General features: G+C 40.4%; 14 protein-coding genes. All 14 read left to right on the forward strand.

Going from position 1 to position 18193, the window contains the following annotated elements:
• The first annotated feature begins 13 nt into the window (after positions 1–13).
• The 14 genes from E7303_RS01030 (at position 14) to E7303_RS01095 (ending at position 18159) form a co-directional block, all read left to right on the forward strand.
• Positions 14–1804 (forward strand): PEGA domain-containing protein, encoded by a 1791-nt coding sequence (locus E7303_RS01030; RefSeq protein ID WP_292143439.1) that lies wholly within the window; start codon positions 14–16, stop codon positions 1802–1804.
• Entirely contained in the window at positions 1805–2044 is a 240-nt protein-coding gene (locus E7303_RS01035) for an RNA-binding S4 domain-containing protein (RefSeq protein ID WP_022772257.1), read from the forward strand.
• A gap of 71 nt (positions 2045–2115) precedes the next feature.
• The gene (locus tag E7303_RS01040; RefSeq protein ID WP_292143440.1) at positions 2116–2427 is read left to right on the forward strand and encodes an FtsB family cell division protein; all 312 of its coding nucleotides are present in this window, start codon (positions 2116–2118) and stop codon (positions 2425–2427) included.
• 72 nt (positions 2428–2499) lie between these two features.
• Positions 2500–3918, forward strand: a complete 1419-nt coding sequence (gene tilS, locus E7303_RS01045; RefSeq protein WP_292143441.1) for a tRNA lysidine(34) synthetase TilS — start codon at positions 2500–2502, stop codon at positions 3916–3918.
• 1 nt (position 3919) lies between these two features.
• Positions 3920–4444, forward strand: coding sequence for a hypoxanthine phosphoribosyltransferase (hpt, locus tag E7303_RS01050; protein WP_022772261.1), 525 nt, complete (start codon positions 3920–3922; stop codon positions 4442–4444).
• A 24-nt stretch (positions 4445–4468) separates the two neighbouring features.
• A complete protein-coding gene (ftsH, locus tag E7303_RS01055; protein ID WP_292143442.1) occupies positions 4469–6328 on the forward strand; it encodes an ATP-dependent zinc metalloprotease FtsH in 1860 nt (619 codons plus the stop codon).
• A gap of 213 nt (positions 6329–6541) precedes the next feature.
• Entirely contained in the window at positions 6542–8635 is a 2094-nt protein-coding gene (locus tag E7303_RS01060; protein ID WP_292143443.1) for an alpha-glycosidase, read from the forward strand.
• 90 nt (positions 8636–8725) lie between these two features.
• Positions 8726–9589, forward strand: a complete 864-nt coding sequence (gene fba, locus E7303_RS01065; protein ID WP_292143444.1) for a class II fructose-1,6-bisphosphate aldolase — start codon at positions 8726–8728, stop codon at positions 9587–9589.
• Between the two features lie 81 nt (positions 9590–9670).
• Positions 9671–10174, forward strand: coding sequence for a transcription elongation factor GreA (greA, locus tag E7303_RS01070; RefSeq protein ID WP_292143445.1), 504 nt, complete (start codon positions 9671–9673; stop codon positions 10172–10174).
• Positions 10175–10185: 11 nt separating this feature from the next.
• Positions 10186–10701 carry a flavin reductase family protein gene (locus tag E7303_RS01075; protein WP_292143446.1) on the forward strand — a complete coding sequence of 172 codons (516 nt, stop codon included), beginning with the start codon at positions 10186–10188 and terminating at the stop codon, positions 10699–10701.
• 34 nt (positions 10702–10735) lie between these two features.
• On the forward strand, positions 10736–12049 hold the full coding sequence (locus E7303_RS01080) for an ABC transporter substrate-binding protein (RefSeq protein WP_292143447.1): 1314 nt from the start codon (positions 10736–10738) through the stop codon (positions 12047–12049).
• A 25-nt stretch (positions 12050–12074) separates the two neighbouring features.
• Entirely contained in the window at positions 12075–15167 is a 3093-nt protein-coding gene (locus E7303_RS01085; RefSeq protein WP_292143448.1) for a response regulator, read from the forward strand.
• Positions 15168–15234: 67 nt separating this feature from the next.
• Positions 15235–16428, forward strand: coding sequence for an FprA family A-type flavoprotein (locus tag E7303_RS01090; protein ID WP_292143449.1), 1194 nt, complete (start codon positions 15235–15237; stop codon positions 16426–16428).
• A 78-nt stretch (positions 16429–16506) separates the two neighbouring features.
• Positions 16507–18159, forward strand: a complete 1653-nt coding sequence (locus E7303_RS01095) for a DUF5722 domain-containing protein (protein WP_292143450.1) — start codon at positions 16507–16509, stop codon at positions 18157–18159.
• The last annotated feature ends 34 nt before the right edge of the window (positions 18160–18193 follow it).

Below are 18193 nucleotides of genomic sequence, written 5' to 3' on the forward strand. Positions count from 1 at the left end.
TGAGGGGTAGATCATGAGAAGCTTTGGATGTGCAGTCAGGATAGGTACAGCTTTATGTATGGCAGTGGCAGTAATGCTGTCATCATCAACAAGCGTACTAGCTGTGACTACAAATAAAGTAACCATATCAATGGTTGGTAAATACGATTCTGCGGATACTGCGGCCATAAGGTCAATAGACACTGAAAAGAAACAGATCCGTTTTAGAAATCATGCAACAGGGAAGACCTATACGCTTGATTATGACAACACCAGCATGATGTATGATGCCAGAGGAACAGTTCTTTCTGCGCAGATGCTGGAAGCAGGTCAGATTGTTGATGTTACTTTTTTGAAGAGCACCAAGCACATCACAACGCTCAATGTGTCAAAAGATGCATGGGTAGTGGACAGCACCAAAGATCATGAGCTTGTCAGAAATGACGGAACAGCACGTGTCAAAGATGAAGTCTACAGAATAGATAACAAGGCTCTTGTACTTGCAGATGGAGAGCTTGCTATTGCTGAGAATATTCTTTCTACCGATAAGATAAAAGTATCTGGCATAGGCCGCGAAATATACAGCGTAGTAGTAACCGGAGGACATGGTTACGTGAGCCTTTCCTCAGATGTAGTCGAAGAGCAGAGCCTTGTGGGCGCATGGATAGAGCTGGACAATGAGGTGATACACAAGATATCCCCCAACATGCTGCTTAGTGCACCTGAAGGGCAGTATAATCTTCAGATACTTGGAAATGGTGCCAATTATCAGTCTGAAGTAAACATTACAAGAAATCAGGAAACCGTAGTTGATACCAGTGACATAACCATAAATAAGCCAAAAGAGGGCCTTGTAACCTTCGAGATAGTTCCGGAAACAGCTGAGGTTTTTGTAGATGGGCAGAAGGTACTTACAGGTGTGCCACAGACTATTCAGTATGGTTACCACAATCTCAAGATCATGGCTGAGGGCTATATCACGCAGAACAGATACCTTAAAGTTGGTACAGCCAAGTCTATCGTAAGCATAGAACTTGAAAAAGATTCAGATAGTGAGGAAGCATCAACCAATTCTTTATCTATAAACAATGCTACTGTGGATAACAGCACAGCCAAATCAAGTCTGGCCGTAAAGAAGGCAAATGCCAATGAACTTATATCAAAGAAATCTGCGGCATCCAAGGCTTCAACTGTCAGCAGCAACAGCTCAAGCGATTCTTCAAACAAGGTTATCAACGGATACTATATCTACTTTGATAAACCTGTTGATGCAGAGCTTTATTTTGATGGATATTATGTGGGCGTGATTCCTACAAGAGTTCAGAAAGTATCCGGCAATCATGAAGTTATACTAAAAAGAAGCGGATATGAGACCATAAGCTACAGGATCAAAATAGATAAGAGCGAAGACAATGTATCCTATGGATTTGCTGATATGGTGAAAAAGAAGAGTGAAGACAGCAGCTCATCAGCTACTTCTGCAAGCAGCTCATCAAGTAGTTCATCTTCAAGCTCATCCTCAAGCAGTTCATCAAGTTCGGATGCAAGTTCTAGTAGCTCTTCAGGAAGTTCATCCGGTTCGAGCGGTTCTTCAGGAGCATCAAGTGCTTCTACAAGTTCTACTTCGGATAAGGGGTCAGAGAGTAAGAGCGCAGCGACAGAAGAAACCACAAAAGAAACTTCTACTGAAGGAACAACAAATACGACAGAAACCTCAAAAGAGGATATCGATAGTTCACAGACCGACTCCTCAAGTACAGGTAAAACAACAAATGATTCAGAAACAGCCAGCGACGCAGCTAGTGAGGCATCAGGAGAAAATTAAATGAGACTAGATAAATACTTAAAAGTAACAAGATTAATAAAAAGACGCACCGTAGCAAATGAAGCCTGCGATGCGGGAAGAGTTCAGATAAACGGAAAGCCTGCCAAAGCATCAGTAGATGTAAAGGTCGGCGACAAGATAACCATCAACTTTGGAAACAAGGACGTCAGCGTAGAAGTGCTCGACGTCCAGGAAACAATCCACAAAGAGGATGTAACAAACCTGTATCGATATATTTGACAGTCGATTTAATAGTGTATTAGAATGTATTTAGAGAATTTATGTGATTCCGCATTATGTGGGGGTACGATATGGCAACCAGAGCACGCTATAAGAGGCGTCGTTCTCAGAACAGAGTTGGTATTCTCTGGGCTAGTTTTGTAGTCCTTATTCTTGTGACCGTAGTTTCTATCAAGAGTATTGGACTTATGCAGAAAGCTGGCGAGTATCAGGCGAGGGAGATGGAGCTCCAGGCGCAGATCGATGCAGAGCATGCCAGAACAGAAGAGATTCAGGAGTTCGAGAGATATACACAGACGCGTAAATATATAGAAGATACAGCTAAAGACAAGCTTGGACTTGTTTATCCAGGAGAAATAATCTTTAGAAATGAAGGCAAATAATTAATTATTGAAACCAGCGCAGACATCGTTACGTAGATTCGTAAGGGGTCTGCGTTTTAATTTGAGAAAAGAATGAATAATTTTGAGAGCAAAGTACTAAACTTCATAAGGGACAATGAGATGGTAAAGGCCGGCGATAAGGTAATCGTTGGCTTTTCCGGAGGTGCGGATTCAACCGCTCTTATAACGGTTCTTTTTTCACTAAAAGAGATACTAAGGATTGAGCTTATTGCAGCCCATGTAAATCACGGAATCAGAGAAGAAGCCGGAGAGGATGCGGACTTTACCCGAAGATTTTGCGAAGAGCGAGGAATCAGATATCACCTTTTGGAAGAAGATGTTCCGCAGATTGCAGAGGATAACAGACTTTCCGAGGAGGAAGCCGGAAGAATAGTTCGTTATGACTTTTTTTCTCAATTAGTGAGAAGTGAAGGCGCAGCCAAGATCGCTATTGCTCATCACCAAAACGATGTAGCTGAAACCTTTCTCCACAATATTTTCAGGGGGAGCGGACTTCGCGGCGGCGGTGGAATAAGGCCTGTCAGAGATAACATAATAAGGCCCCTGCTGTGCGTGACAAGAGATGAAATCGAGGATTACCTTAAGGAAAAAGAGATTTCTTTTTGCACAGATGCCACAAATCTTGAAAATATCCACACAAGAAACAAGCTGAGAAATAAAGTCATTCCTTATGTAGAAAAAGAAATTAATAGCTCAGCTGTTGAGCACATTTACAGGGCGACAAAAGATTTTGCCATGGCTGAGGACTATATCAGAGACCAGGCAGAAAAAGCATTTAATAATGTATCTGAAAAAGGCAATGGCAAAATAGAGCTTGACCTAAAAAAACTAGGTGTCGAGCCGGAGATAATAAAGAGGTACGTTATTCTTAAATGTTTTGAGGAGCTTACTCCGAACAGAAAGGATATAACAGCGAGGCACGTGGATGCAGTACTTACACTGATTGCTGGAACAGATGGATCAGCAAGCCTTGATTTGCCGTACAATATAAGGGCAGTAAGAAGCTACGATAAATTATCTTTTTTGGAAAATATTGAAAATAATGACGGCGGAAATTTGGATGATCAGCTTGTTATTAAGAAACTTAAAATTGGCCAAAAATACAAACTGAACATTCCCCGATTTGGTGTCGCAACAATTGACATAATGTCGTATAATGGAGAAACATCTATTCCGAGAGATACATATACTAAATGGTTTGATTGTGATAGAATACAAGAAGTTATTTTTAGGCACAGGAAGCCGGATGATTATATCTGTATAGAGCAAAATGGCGCTGTCAAAAAGAAGAAACTATCCAAATTTATGACAGACGAAAAAATTCCTGTGAGCGAAAGAGATAACGTGTGGATTCTTGCAGATGGAAACCATTGTTTATGGGTTCCCGGATATAGAATCAGTTGTTCCTATAAAATTAGTGACAAAACTAAAAAAATACTAGCTGTAGCTATAGATAATGGAGGTAATTAAAGTGGCTGAGTCAGTTCGTGTACTACTTACAGAAGAAGAGGTAGACAAGCGTATTAAGGAGCTTGGAGAGGCAATCAGCAGAGATTATCAGGGAGAGACAGTACATCTTGTCTGTGTTTTAAAAGGCGGTGTATTCTTTATGTGTGAACTCGCAAAGAGAATAACAGTTCCTGTAACAATGGACTTTATGTCAGCTTCAAGTTATGGAAGTTCAACAAAATCAAGCGGTGTTGTTAAGATCGTTAAGGACCTTGATGAACCACTTAAGGACAGACATGTTCTTATTGTTGAGGATATCGTTGATTCAGGAAGAACACTTTCTTACCTTATAAAGATGCTCGGAGACAGAGAGCCTGCAAGCATTAAGCTTTGCACACTTCTTGATAAGCCTGAGCGCAGAGTTACAGATGTTAAGGTTGATTACACAGGATTTGAGATTCCTGATGAGTTTGTAGTTGGTTATGGCCTTGACTATGATCAGAGATACAGAAACTTACCATATATCGGAGTGGTTGAGTTTAATTAACTTCTAAAAGGGGGGATTCAGAAGTTGAATCACACAAAGGGTTATAATTCAATTTTTGCCATTGTGGTAATTTTACTGATAATGGTGGTGTTTGTTGAGTATGCTAAGGGATTTATGACATCAGATACCGGGGCATATTCACGAACACAGTTGGAGGCAGATATACAGGAAGGTACAGTAAGAAGGGTAGTCATTATGCCTAACACAGAGACACCGACAGGTGCCGTCCGTGTTAGCTTTAATGGCGGGCTTGATGATGTGACCTTTTATTCTACTGATGTGACAGCTATCGAAACGCTGGTTGCAGATAACGGCATAAGCTATGAAGTCAAAGATGTGCCGTCTGAAAACGTCCTTATAACCGGTATAATCCCGGTTGTTGTAGGACTGGTTCTTATGGTCTTTATTTTCTCAATGTTTACCAATATGCAGGCTTCCGGTTCAGGAAATAACAGAATGATGAACTTTGGAAAGAGCCGTGCAAAGCTCCAGAGCGCCGATGACAACAAGATAAAACTTGATGATGTTGCCGGTCTTAAAGAGGAAAAAGAACAGCTTACAGAGATCATTGAATTCTTAAAAGATCCCGGAAAATTCACACAGGTAGGAGCAAGAATTCCAAAGGGTGTACTTCTTGAAGGTGCACCAGGTACAGGTAAGACTCTTCTTGCAAGAGCAGTAGCCGGTGAAGCCGGAGTTCCATTCTTTACAATTTCAGGTTCTGATTTCGTTGAGATGTTCGTAGGTGTTGGTGCTTCCAGAGTCAGAGATCTTTTTGCTGATGCCAAAAAGAATGCTCCATGTATAATCTTTATCGATGAAATAGATGCTGTTGCCAGAAGACGAGGCACAGGTATGGGCGGTGGCCACGATGAAAGAGAGCAGACACTTAACCAGATGCTTGTTGAAATGGATGGTTTTGGTGTAAATGAAGGAATCATCGTTATGGCAGCAACTAACAGAGTAGATATTCTTGATCCGGCTATCATGAGACCAGGTCGTTTTGATAGAAAGATCACTGTTACAAGACCTGATATTGGTGAGAGAGAAGCTATTCTTAAGGTACATGCCAAGAACAAGCCTCTTTCAGATGATGTAAATCTTAAGCAGGTTGCCCAGACAACAGCTGGATTTACAGGAGCTGATCTTGAAAATCTCTTAAACGAGTCTGCTATTAAAGCGGCTACAGAGAACAGACAGTTCATCAATCAGGAAGATATCAATGCTTCATTCACTAAAGTAGGTATCGGAACAGAAAAGCGCAGCAAGATAATCTCAGAAAAAGAGAAAAAGATTACTGCTTACCACGAGACAGGACATGCGATTCTTTTCCATGTACTTCCTGATGTGGGACCTGTTCATACAATTTCGATCATTCCTACAGGACTTGGGGCAGCAGGTTATACTATGCCACTTCCTGAAAATGATGATATGTTCCTTTCCAAAAAGAAAATGCTTCAGGATATTATGGTTTCTCTCGGCGGACGAATTGCTGAGGAAATTATTTTTGGAGATATTACGACAGGTGCTTCAAGCGACATCAGAAAAGCAACACAGGAAGCAAGAAGCATGGTTACCAAGTATGGTATGTCAAGCAATATCGGCGTGATCAACTATGATGAGAACGAGGAAGACGTATTCATTGGATATGATATTTCTCACAAGAAAAATCACAGTGAACTTGTTGCCGGTGAAATTGATAAAGAAGTAAAGGCTATAATCGATAAGTGCTACGCCAAGGCTAAAGAGATAATCCTTCAGTATGAGGATGTTTTGCATCAGAGTTCAGCACTTCTTATCGAGAAAGAAAAGATTGGAAGGGAAGAGTTCGAGGCTTTATTTGAAGGCAAGAAACTCCCTGAAGACATAGAGATAGAAATCTAATTGTACAAAATGCACAAAAACCAAGAGCTGTTTTTAGTATATTTGTGGAGTATTGGTCTTTACGCTAAGGGGTGTGGGTGTTAGTATAATATGCGTAACCCCCCAATACATTATATAGTTTTTTGCTATACCCCATAAGAAAGAAATACCTTCTCTAAAAAAGACAGCTACCCGCTGTCTTTTTTGCATTAATAACAAAGTTAGGACTTATTTATGAACAAAAAACTATTATTCCATGATATGACCATGGACTATTTAAGGCCAACTGAGCCGGATAAAAATAGAAAAACCGACTTCAGATTCAGATGTGGTAAGGACGAGGCTTCAGAAGTCTTTATCATATGGAATAATGAGAAGCGCCCCATGAAGCGTGCTGAGTCAGAAGGGAATTTTGATTATTACGATATTTCTTTCAACGTCGGAGAAAAACCAGCCACTTATTATTTTGAAATAGATGGAAAAGACGGAGAAAAATGCTTTTTTGACAAAAGAGGAGTAGTCAGCCAGCCAAAAGACAGCATGCTCTTTAGGATCTTCCCTGGCTTTTCCACGCCGGGATGGGCAAAAGGCGCAGTTATGTACCAGATCTTTGTGGAAAGATTTTGCAACGGCGATGCCAGCAATGACGTTCTCTCCGGAGAGTATTATTACAACGGAAGCAAATCAGTTCAGGTCAAAGACTGGGAGAAGTACCCGGATCCGAAGATGGATTATGCTGAGTTCTATGGCGGAGATCTGCAGGGAGTAATGGACAAGCTTGATTATCTGAAAGATTTGGGAATAGAGGTTATTTATTTTAATCCCCTGTTTGTTTCTCCTTCATGTCACAAATATGATACACAGGATTATGATCATATCGATCCTCATTTTGGAAAGATTGTGGAAGATGGCGGAAAGCTCCTTGATGACAATGAGCATGAGAATATTCATGCGAGCAAGTATATAAAGAGAGTTACCAGCAAAAAGAACCTGGAAGAGAGCGATAAACTCTTTGCTATGCTTGTAAGCGAGGCGCATAAAAGAGGTATCAGGGTCATTTTGGATGGTGTTTTCAACCACTGCGGCTCTTTTAACAAGTGGATGGATAGGGACAGAATCTACGAAGAAAACAGCGAATACAACTATGGTGCGTATATTTCAGAGAACAGTCCTTATCATGACTACTTTTCTTTTAACGGAGGAAAATGGCCTTACAACAATAACTATGACGGCTGGTGGGGATATAACACCCTTCCAAAGCTGAATTACGAGGGTTCAAAAGAACTTGAGGAGTACATCCTGGGAATTGCCAGAAAATGGGTTTCTGAGCCATATAACGCAGATGGCTGGAGGCTTGATGTGGCGGCAGATATCGGTCATTCACCCGAATACAACCACTATTTCTTCAAGAGATTCAGGGAAGAAGTAAAAAAGGCCAATCCTGAAGCTATTATTCTTGCTGAACACTATGGAAAGGCTAAGGACTGGTTACAGGGTGATGAGTGGGATACTGTCATGAACTATGATGCTTTTATGGAGCCGCTCACATGGTTCCTTACCGGCATGGAGAAACATAGCGACGAGTTTAAGCCCTTAAAATACGGCAACGCAAGAGAGTTTTTTGATACCATGCTCTATGAAGGTGGAGAGAACTTTAGTATGCCTTCACTTTATACAGCCATGAATGAGCTCTCAAATCACGATCATTCAAGATTTCTGACAAGGACAAGTCAGAAGGTCGGAAGATGTGACACTCTTATGCCGGCTTCAGCAGAAACAGGTATAAAGAAGTCTGTTATGAGAGAGGCTGTAATGGTTCAGATGACATGGCCGGGAGCACCTACAATTTATTATGGCGACGAAGCGGGAGTCTGCGGATTTACTGACCCTGATAACAGAAGAACTTATCCTTGGGGAAAAGAGGATATGGATATGATACGTTTCCACAAGGAAATGATCAGGATCCATAAGGAATGCAGTGAATTAAAAACAGGTTCTGTAATGGAGCTGCTTGCTGATAATAATGTTATTTCTTTTGCCCGTTTTAACAGAGAAGCAGCAACAATAGTGTTTATCAACAACAATGAATTTGAAGTTACCAAGGATATCGATGTAAGTGCGCTTGGAATTCCAAAAGATGCATTTTTAAATCAGCTCATCTTAAGTGATGGAAGCGGATTTAGAACTGATATTGGTGGAATGAGAGTAAAAAATAATATCCTGACAATTACGCTTTCAAGATTATCGGGACTGGTGCTTCGCTACGATAGTCACGCTCCTATCAGTGCAGAGGAATTCTGGGCAGATAACACACTTGATTTCGGGTGATTGTGAACTATTTAACTTTATTTTTTATATCAACGAGTATATAATGTTATTAACCATCAATAACTACATATACAAAGGGAGAAAAACAAAATGTTAGTATCCGCAAAAGACATGCTTGTAAAAGCAAAAGAAGGTCACTATGCAGTTGGCCAGTTTAACATCAACAACCTGGAGTGGACAAAGTCAATTCTTTTAACAGCAGAAGAACTCAAGTCTCCTGTAATCCTTGGTGTATCTGAGGGTGCTGGTAAATACATGACAGGTTTTGAGACAGTTGCAGCTATGGTTAAGGCTATGGATAAGAGCCTTGGAATCACAGTTCCAGTAGCACTTCACCTTGATCATGGTACATACGATGGATGCTATAAGTGCATCAAAGCCGGCTTCACATCAATCATGTTCGACGGCTCACACTATAACATCGAAGAGAACGTTGCTAAGACTTCAGAGCTTGTAAACGTTGCTCATCAGCTTGGTCTTTCTATCGAAGCTGAAGTTGGTTCAATCGGTGGAGAAGAAGACGGAGTTGTAGGAATGGGCGAGTGCGCTGATCCAGATGAGTGCAAGAGAATCGCTGATCTTGGCGTAGATATGCTTGCAGCTGGTATCGGTAACATTCACGGTAAATATCCAGAAGGATGGCCAGGACTTAGATTCGACGTTCTTGATGCTATCCAGCAGAAGACAGGTGTTATGCCTCTCGTTCTTCATGGTGGTACAGGAATTCCTGCAGACATGATCAAGAAGGCTATTTCACTTGGTGTATCTAAGATCAATGTTAATACAGAGTGCCAGCTTTCATTTGCTGATGCAACACGTAAGTATATTGAAGCAGGTAAGGATCTTGAAGGTAAGGGATTTGACCCTCGTAAGCTTCTTGCTCCTGGTGCTGAAGCTATCAAGGCTACAGTTAAGGAAAAGATGGAGCTCTTCGGATCAGTTGGAAAGGCTTGATAATAGTACTATTAAAAAGCGAAGCCCTTTGGCTTCGCTTTTTTCTTACAATAAATCACCAGATCAGGGGGATATATTAAAATGCATAACGAATTGACCAAAAAAGATATAGAAGATATGGAGGCAGAAATCGAACATCGCAAAGTCGTTGTGAGAAAAGAACTGCTTGAACATGTAAAGGAAGCGAGAGCTCAGGGCGATCTATCAGAGAACTTTGAGTATTATGCAGCAAAAAAAGCAAAGAACCAAAATGAAAGTCGTATAAGATTTTTGGAAAGAATGATTAAGACTGCGACAGTTATTGACGATAATACTAAAGATGACCAAGTTGGAATGAACAAAACTGTAGTAGTGAAACTTGATGAGGATGGTTCCGAGGAAACGTATAAAATAGTAACAACAATGCGTCAGAATTCTCTAAAGGGACTTATCAGTGTTGAGTCTCCACTTGGAAAACAATTACTTGGACATAAGGTAGGAGACCATGTTACTATTAAAGTGAACGACAATTATAGTTACGGCGTAACGATAATTAATATTGAAAATACAGGACTTACAGACGAGGATAGAATAAGGGACTTTTAAAGGAGGACCATATGGGCGAGTTACATGTATTTCAACCAGTTAATCCAGAAGAAATCGAGACAGGACCGTACAAATTTGTAGGAGAGAAGATTCTTATCACTGCAGCTGATGGCAGCAAGGTTAACACCATGTGTGCAACATGGGGCGGAGTTGGCTATATTTGGGATAAGAGAGTTACTTTCGTGTTTGCCAGGAAAGGCAGATACACAAGCGAGCTTATAAATGCTTCCGGAGAGTATTCGATCAGCTTCATGAATCAGGAGAAATACCGTGGCACGCTCAAATACCTTCAGATGGTATCTGGAAGAGATGAGGACAAGATCGCCAATTCCAGACTAAATATTAACTACGACAACGGAATACCATTCATAGATGAAGCAAGAGAGATAATAACGTGTAAAGTTCTTTATCAAAGGGAATTTGATGAAGATGCATTAATTGATGATGAAATAAAAAAGAAGTTTTATTCTGAAGGAAGTTATCACATTCTATTTATCGGAGAGGTTAAAAATATTTTACTGAGATAAAACTAACGGCAGATGCATATTTTATGAGGGAAATATGGACGGCGAAAGGCTAAAAAAAACCTTTGTTAGTATTGTTTTAGATGTTGCGCTTATATTAAGCGTTTTTCTAGGCTGCGGAGATAATAGTCCACAGCCTGTTACAGTTGATAAAATAGTGGAAGACACTATAGATTCTAAAAATATGGAAGAGACAGAGACTATCAGAGTAGCAACGTGGTATGATAACTCGTACACTTCCAATCTAAGGGCGTATCTTGCCCGCAGGTTCCCAAATTACAAGTTTGAATTTGTTTATATTGATAAGGCTCACTATGAGTCCATAATAGATGCGCAGCTTTCATATAAGGGTGCGCCTGATATCATTTATGTTGACCAGAGTATGGCCAAAAAAAATGCAAAAAATGGATATATTATTCCTTTAACATCCTATTGTAGTGATTTCAGCACAGAAGCCCTTGACGCATTTTGGTACGACAAGGATACCTATGCTGTTCCCGGCACAACCTGTTTTGAATGTATGTATGTCAATAAGGATCTGTTTGATAAATATGGTCTGAAGGTGCCTCAAAGCACACAGGAATTTATTACTATGTGCGATTTTATAATTAGAGGAAAGAGGATGAAGGCTCTTTCCGCAGGGTTTAAGGATTATCAGACTGTATCGAAAAGTGCTCAGGCGGTACTCCAGGCTAATTATTTTGGAACAGAGTATGGCAGTGGTTTTGGAGAAAGACTAAATTATGGCAGATCTATTTTCTATAAGGACCTTTTTGAACCACTTACAGCTTGGGAACAAATGATAAAGCACGGGATTATTACTGCTGACATGTATAATACGGATAAGCAGGCTGCTATAAAAGAGTTCGTATCAGAAGAAAGCTTTATGTTAGTTGCAGGACCAGAGGATTATAACAGGATCAGAGTTGCAAATCCCCAAATGCAACTTGGGACATTACCCATGGGCTGGGGGAGATATGGTCCATTGATCATAGGAGGTTGTAACCTGGGATTCGCCATAAATGTAAATGCTATGAATTTAGAAGGTGCTAAAGAAGTAGTAGCAGCTCTTGCAAACAATGAAGGACAATTTGCTATATGGAAGGATAGAGTGGGGAGCAGGACGTATCTTCGTAGAACTCATTTTGATAATCCGGATGCTTTTGATGGTATAGAGGAAGCCTTTAATACAAATCAGGTGTTTTTACCGGTTCTTGATTGGGGCGATGATGGTCCGACCATGGATGCTATATTTGGAAAGGAACTTCAGCAGGTAATTATAGGAAAGAAACCTCTAAATATGGCGCTAATGGAGACTGATATACAGATCAATGCCATGAAAAACAGATAGAAACATGTTTAAATGAGGATAAAAGATGATCGAAAAAAAGAAAAAGGTAAATATTTACAGTTTCAAGGCACAACTGATAATAACCTTTGTGGTGCTTATTGTAGTGCCGGTGTCTGTATTGGGCATATACTCATATTTTCTGTCAAAAAATAATCTTATTGAGCAGACAGAAGTTGCGATGAGAGGAAGCTCTGATGTTATTACCTATGGTATTGAAAATAATGCCAAAAGGGAGAATGACGTTATAAAGTTCTTTTCGTATGAAGAAAACTTTAGAAGCAAACTTGAATATGCTCAGGAGGATCCGTTTGCTATAACAGAGGAACTAACTGAAAATATAGAGCCTCTAATCTGGTACTTCATGGGAAGTGACATGAGTATTGAATCTATAAAATTTTATTCAAAACTTCTTGGCAGTGACCATATCGGGGAATTTTTGAGCAGACCAACCGATGAAAAAATAGAAGAGTGGTACCAGTTATGTGAAAAAGAGTACGGTGCCCAATGGGTTACCGATGGTGAGGGTGGAATTTATATAATCAAAGCGCTATTGGATGTTAGTTCATCTTCCAAGGTAATTGGAATTGTGGTACTAAAAGTTAACAATGAATTTTTCTTTTCAATAACCAATCAGTCCAGCTACCTGAATAATGGTATTGTAATAACAGATGAATCAGGCGCTGTTATCACAGAAAAAAAGATAAAAAATGAAAAACTAAATAACGAAATAAAAGCTACCATTTTTAGCGGGGTTTTTAAGGATGACACGGAACAGTTTTTGACAACAAATGAATATTTCCTTATGGCAGCAGCTAAGATGGCTAATGGCTGGCGGTTATTTTACTATGTTGACAGAGCCGAAATCGTTGCAGATGTAAGATCCTTGCTTACCTCAGTCGTTTTGATAGCAGCCATAATATTCATTATAGCAATTATTATAGCAACAACTTTTTCGAACAGGACAAGCAGGCGTGTAAGCAAATTAAATGAAGCTGCGAATCTTGTAAGAAATGGAAATTTTGATATTGCCATACAGGATGATGGAAGGGATGAAATAGCAGAACTTGCAGAGTCAATGGAAGATATGGCGTCAAAGCTTAAATATATGGTAGATGAGATCAACCTTCGCAATCAGGAAGATCTTTTGGTTAAGGAAAGCGACATTCATTACAGGGAATGGCTTTTTGATTTTGTAGTAGAAAAGAACAACGATATTCTTGCAGTAGTAAACGAAGAAGATTTCTCATGTAATTTCCTTACGTCTAATGCAGAATCAATTCTTGGAATATCTATGGAAGATATGAAGGAAGATATCAGAGTCCTTACAAAGGCGCAGAGAGAGGGCAAAGAGGAAAGATTAAAAGACATTATCGAGGATTGCAATAAAAAAGGCGCTGCAAGGATCATTGATGAGATAAGATTTGAGAATGTAAAGACAGGTGAGCATCTATACTACCGTGGCGCTGTTATCTGTACTATTGATGACGGCGGAAAGAGAATGGCTATTGCCCTGTATGATATAACACAGGAAATTAGAAGAAATCATCAGCTTCAGGAAGCTCTTAATGCTGCTGAAACAGCCAATAAGGCAAAGACGAGCTTTTTGGCCAACATGTCACATGATTTCAGAACACCTATGAATGCCATCACCGGTTTTAACCTGCTTATTGATAAACACGCAGAAGAACCTGATAAGGTAAAAGAATATACGCATAAGATAAGTCTGGCATCTCAGAATCTTCTTTCTCTTCTTAATGACGTTCTTGATATGAGTAAGATCGAGAGCGGAAAGACCACTCTTGATATAAAGGAAGTAGCTATAGGCCTTCTTTTGGAAGAAATCAATTCTGTTATAAGCTTCCAGGCCAAGGCCAAGAATCAGGAGTACATAGTAAGAATCGAGGAGATGGAACATGACACATTCATGGGTGATAAACAGAGAATAAATGAAATCCTCATGAATATTTTGGGAAATGCTATAAAATACACGCCTGAGGGCGGAAAGATCGAGTTCCTTATAAATGAGTCACCATCATCATCCGAAGGCTTCCAAAATGTCAGATTCACCATAAGAGATAATGGTATAGGTATGAAGCCTGAGTATAAAGACAAGATATTTGACGCTTTCACAAGAGAAGACAAGGGAGCAACCAAGGGAATCCAAGGAACCGGCCTTGGTATGGCTATTACAAAGAGCCTTGTTGAACTTATGGGTGGCACAATCCGTGTTGAAAGCGAAGAAGGTAAGGGAAGTACATTTATAGTCAACTTAAGGCTTAAAGCAGTTGATGAAAAGGATGTTGGTTTCTGGAAAGCCCATGGAATCAGCTGTGTAATGCTTGTTGCGGAAAAACCTGAAAGTTATGAGCAGATCAGAACAGCCCTTGAGGCTGATAAGGTAGAAATGCTTGAGTCCAAGACCGGCTTTGAGGCGATACACGTTATTGAAAACTGTAACAGCGCAGAGAAGCTGATAGATCTGATCATCATCGACAATGAAGTAGAAGCCATGTCTGCCGCAGAAATCGTGAAAATGGTAAGGTCAAAAGACAGAAGAAATAACAGCCTTGTGCTTGTTATGGCTGATTCCTACGAGGATGTAGAAGATGAGCTCAAGAAAGCAGGAGCCAACGATATCCTTCCTAAGCCTGTCTTTATCTCAACTCTCAAGCAGATTGTTGAGGACATGACATCCAGAGCTTCGGCAAAAGAGACCGAGGAGGAAAAGAATCCTCTTGAGGGCATGAAGTTCCTGGCAGCAGAGGACAATGATATTAACGCCGATATCCTTACTGAACTCATGAGCATGGAAGGCGCAACTGTAACAAGGGGCGTCAACGGTCAGGAAGTTGTGGAAATGTTCAAAGAGGCAAAAGAGGGCGACTATGACATGATACTTATGGATATTCAGATGCCTGTTATGAATGGTTATGAGGCAGCTGCAGCCATAAGGGCAATTCCAACTGACTGGGCGCAGAGGATACCTATCATAGCCATGACAGCCAACGCCTATGCAGATGATGTACAGCAGGCCTTTGATGCCGGCATGAATGCACATGTTTCAAAGCCAATCGATATTAAGGTTGTGGAGAGAACTATCTTAGAATTTAAGAAATAATTAAATGTCTTTTGACACATAAGTGTGAGACAATATATATAAAACTAGCATAATGGAGGAAATGACAGTGAGAGGGACAAAAAAGATTACTGAAGATATTTTTTGGATTGGAGCAAGTGACAGGAGACTGTCGAGATTTGAGAATATTTTCCCGATTCCTGAGGGAGTATCATACAACAGCTATTTTGTTGATGATGAGAAAACAGTAGTATTTGATACAGCAGATATTTCTGTATCTGATCAGTATATAGAAAATCTGAAAGAAGTTTTGGGTGATAAGAAGCTTGACTATCTCGTTGTTCTTCATATGGAGCCTGATCACTGCTCGCTTATTGATACAGTTACAGCTTATTATCCGGACGTTACTGTCGTAGGTAATTCAAAGACATTTACATTTATGGAGCAGTTTTTCCCTTCGGCAGCAGGCTTTAAGAAGCTGGAAGTAAAAGAGGGAGACACCCTTTCCACAGGTAAGCATACTTTCCATTTTGTTGCAGCGCCAATGGTTCACTGGCCTGAAGTTCTGCTTGCCTATGACGATGCTTCAAAAGCTCTTTTCTCTGCAGATGCTTTTGGCACCTTTGGGGCGCTTGATGGGGGAATATTTGCCGATGAGTATGACTATGAAAAAGATTTTTTGGATTCCTCAAGAAGATATTATGCAAATATAGTTGGTAAATACGGAATGCAGGTACAGGCTGCTCTGAAAAAGGCAGCAGGACTTGATATTCAGATGATCCTTTCTCTTCACGGCCCGGTTTGGAGAAAGAATATAGAGTGGCTGCTTGAAAAATATGAAAAGTGGAGCACTTATACTCCTGAGACAGAAGAAATAGCACTTGTTTATGGAAGCCTTTATGGCCATACAAAGAGTGCAGCAGAGGCAGTTGCTTCAGGGCTCAGAGAAAAAGGAAAAGTTGTTAAAGTGCACGATGTATCAGGCACTGATGTTTCATACCTGATCGGTGAAGTCTGGAGATGCAAGACGATAGTACTTATCTGCCCGACCTACAACGGAGGCGTTTATCCGCCAATGGAGGCATTTCTTAATGATATGATCGCCCTTGGAGTCCAGAACAGAACATTTGCCCTTGGACAGAACGGAACCTGGGCGCCGATGACTGTTAAGCTCATGACAGACAAGCTCTCCGCGCTTAAGAATGTTACTATTCTGGAAAACACACTGACAATAAAGAGCGCGCTTCATAGTGCAGATCAGGGACAGGTAGATGCTTTCGTTGATAGTATTGCAAAAGCGTAAATTTTTTTGACATAAGTACAGATAGTAATTATATTATTAATGGTCTAACAAAATTAAGAATTACTTTGGAGGAATGTTGTGAGAAAAGGATCTTTTTTTAAGAAGGTACTTGGCGCAGTGCTTACAGCAGCAACAGTTTTTGCAGCTGTTTCAAGCCATAGCCTTGTTACAAATAATGAGGGAGCTGTAGCTCAGGCTGCAGGAAGAGTAGTAAGTATTAATTCATGTACTATTTCCGGTGATCAGGTAGTAGTAAATGTCTCAGCAGGTACACTTCCTTCTTCAGATGATGGAAAGTATTATCTTTATGCTGATGAAGTATATCAGGATGGCACAGTAGGAACAGTAGTTGCCACAACTGAGAGAGCTGGAAATGCTACTTTTACATTCCCACTTAATTTCTATTCAGCAGAGTCAAATTTAAGTAAAAAGTTTTTGGTAGCTGTAAAGAGCGGCGGCTCAATGGTTCAGGTAAGTGACGAGCACTACATCACAAACCCTGAAGCAATTGCAACGAAGACAGTTGCTCGTAATGACCACGGTATGAAGGGCATCCTTCCTAACAGTGCTGATGAGGCTACTTTCAAGGACCTTGGAATCGCACAGATGGTCTACAACCTTTACATGGGCGATATCGTAGGCCCTGGCGATGGTTCAAACGTTGTTCACTTTAGCTACAATGGTGCTGATTATCAGTTTAATGGCGCAGCGCTTGCTCAGTATGATGGATTTGTTCGCTGGTGTTCAATCAATAACTTCCAGCTTACAATGACAATCCTTAACAACAAGACAGAAGCAGGAGCAGATCTTATCCATCCGCTTTCAAGAGATGAGCATGTTTGTCCCGGCTATGCCATGAATACCAAGGAAGATGCAGGAACTCAGCATATTAAAGCTATTGCAGCTTTCCTTGCTCAGAGATATTCAGGCGGAGCTTACGGAACAGTTGATAACTGGGTAATTGGTAATGAAGTTAATGCCAGAACAGAATGGTATTACATGAACTCAACAAACCTTGAGCTCAATGTAAGTGAGTATGTTAAGGCTTTCCGTATTTTCTACAATGAGATCAAAGCAGTTAATGCCAACGCAAGAGTGTATACTTCTTTTGACCAGGAATGGTGCAGAAAATCTAATCCCGGATGCTTCATGTCAAAAGAGTATCTTGATAGATTTAACTATTACATGAACCGTGAGGGTAATGTTGACTGGTCACTTTCAGTTCACCCTTACAATGCACCACTGTTTGACCCATATGCTTGGAAGCAGCAGTCACAGTATGTAAGTCCTTCTCTTAATACTCCTTATATAACAATGGAGAATATTTACATACTTACAGATTATATGTGCCAGGCTTCATTCCTTGCACCAAGTGGCAATGTACGTAATATTTCTCTTTCAGAGATTGGATTCACATCAAGCTTTGGAGAGGATGCTCAGGCAGCTTCACTTACTTATGCATATACAATGGCTGAGAATAATCCTTATATTTCAAGCTTTATCCTCTTCAGAGAGACGGATAACGCTCATGAGATCGAGAGTCATATCGCTCAGGGATTAAAAAATCTTGATGGCAGCAAGAAAATGTCTTATGATTTTTACAAGTACCTTGGTACTGCACAGGCTGCTACATACAAGGCTCAGGCTTCTCAGATCATTGGACAGGACGTTGATGCACTTGTAACTAACAGAACATTCCTTTCAAGAAATGGATGGTTCTTAAACGACTAATAGCAGATTTTTTGCGGCAGACCAAACGGGCTGC

It is taken from the genome of Butyrivibrio sp., assembly GCF_015056685.1.
Classification (GTDB): Bacteria; Bacillota; Clostridia; order Lachnospirales; family Lachnospiraceae; genus Butyrivibrio.

Coding starts and splice junctions, on each gene's coding strand:
- E7303_RS01030 (WP_292143439.1), top strand. CDS start 14: ATGAGAAGCTTTGGATGTGCAGTCAGGATAGGTACAGCTTTATGTATG.
- E7303_RS01035 (WP_022772257.1), top strand. CDS start 1,805: ATGAGACTAGATAAATACTTAAAAGTAACAAGATTAATAAAAAGACGC.
- E7303_RS01040 (WP_292143440.1), top strand. CDS start 2,116: ATGGCAACCAGAGCACGCTATAAGAGGCGTCGTTCTCAGAACAGAGTT.
- tilS (WP_292143441.1), top strand. CDS start 2,500: ATGAATAATTTTGAGAGCAAAGTACTAAACTTCATAAGGGACAATGAG.
- E7303_RS01060 (WP_292143443.1), top strand. CDS start 6,542: ATGAACAAAAAACTATTATTCCATGATATGACCATGGACTATTTAAGG.
- fba (WP_292143444.1), top strand. CDS start 8,726: ATGTTAGTATCCGCAAAAGACATGCTTGTAAAAGCAAAAGAAGGTCAC.
- greA (WP_292143445.1), top strand. CDS start 9,671: ATGCATAACGAATTGACCAAAAAAGATATAGAAGATATGGAGGCAGAA.
- E7303_RS01075 (WP_292143446.1), top strand. CDS start 10,186: ATGGGCGAGTTACATGTATTTCAACCAGTTAATCCAGAAGAAATCGAG.
- E7303_RS01080 (WP_292143447.1), top strand. CDS start 10,736: ATGGACGGCGAAAGGCTAAAAAAAACCTTTGTTAGTATTGTTTTAGAT.
- E7303_RS01085 (WP_292143448.1), top strand. CDS start 12,075: ATGATCGAAAAAAAGAAAAAGGTAAATATTTACAGTTTCAAGGCACAA.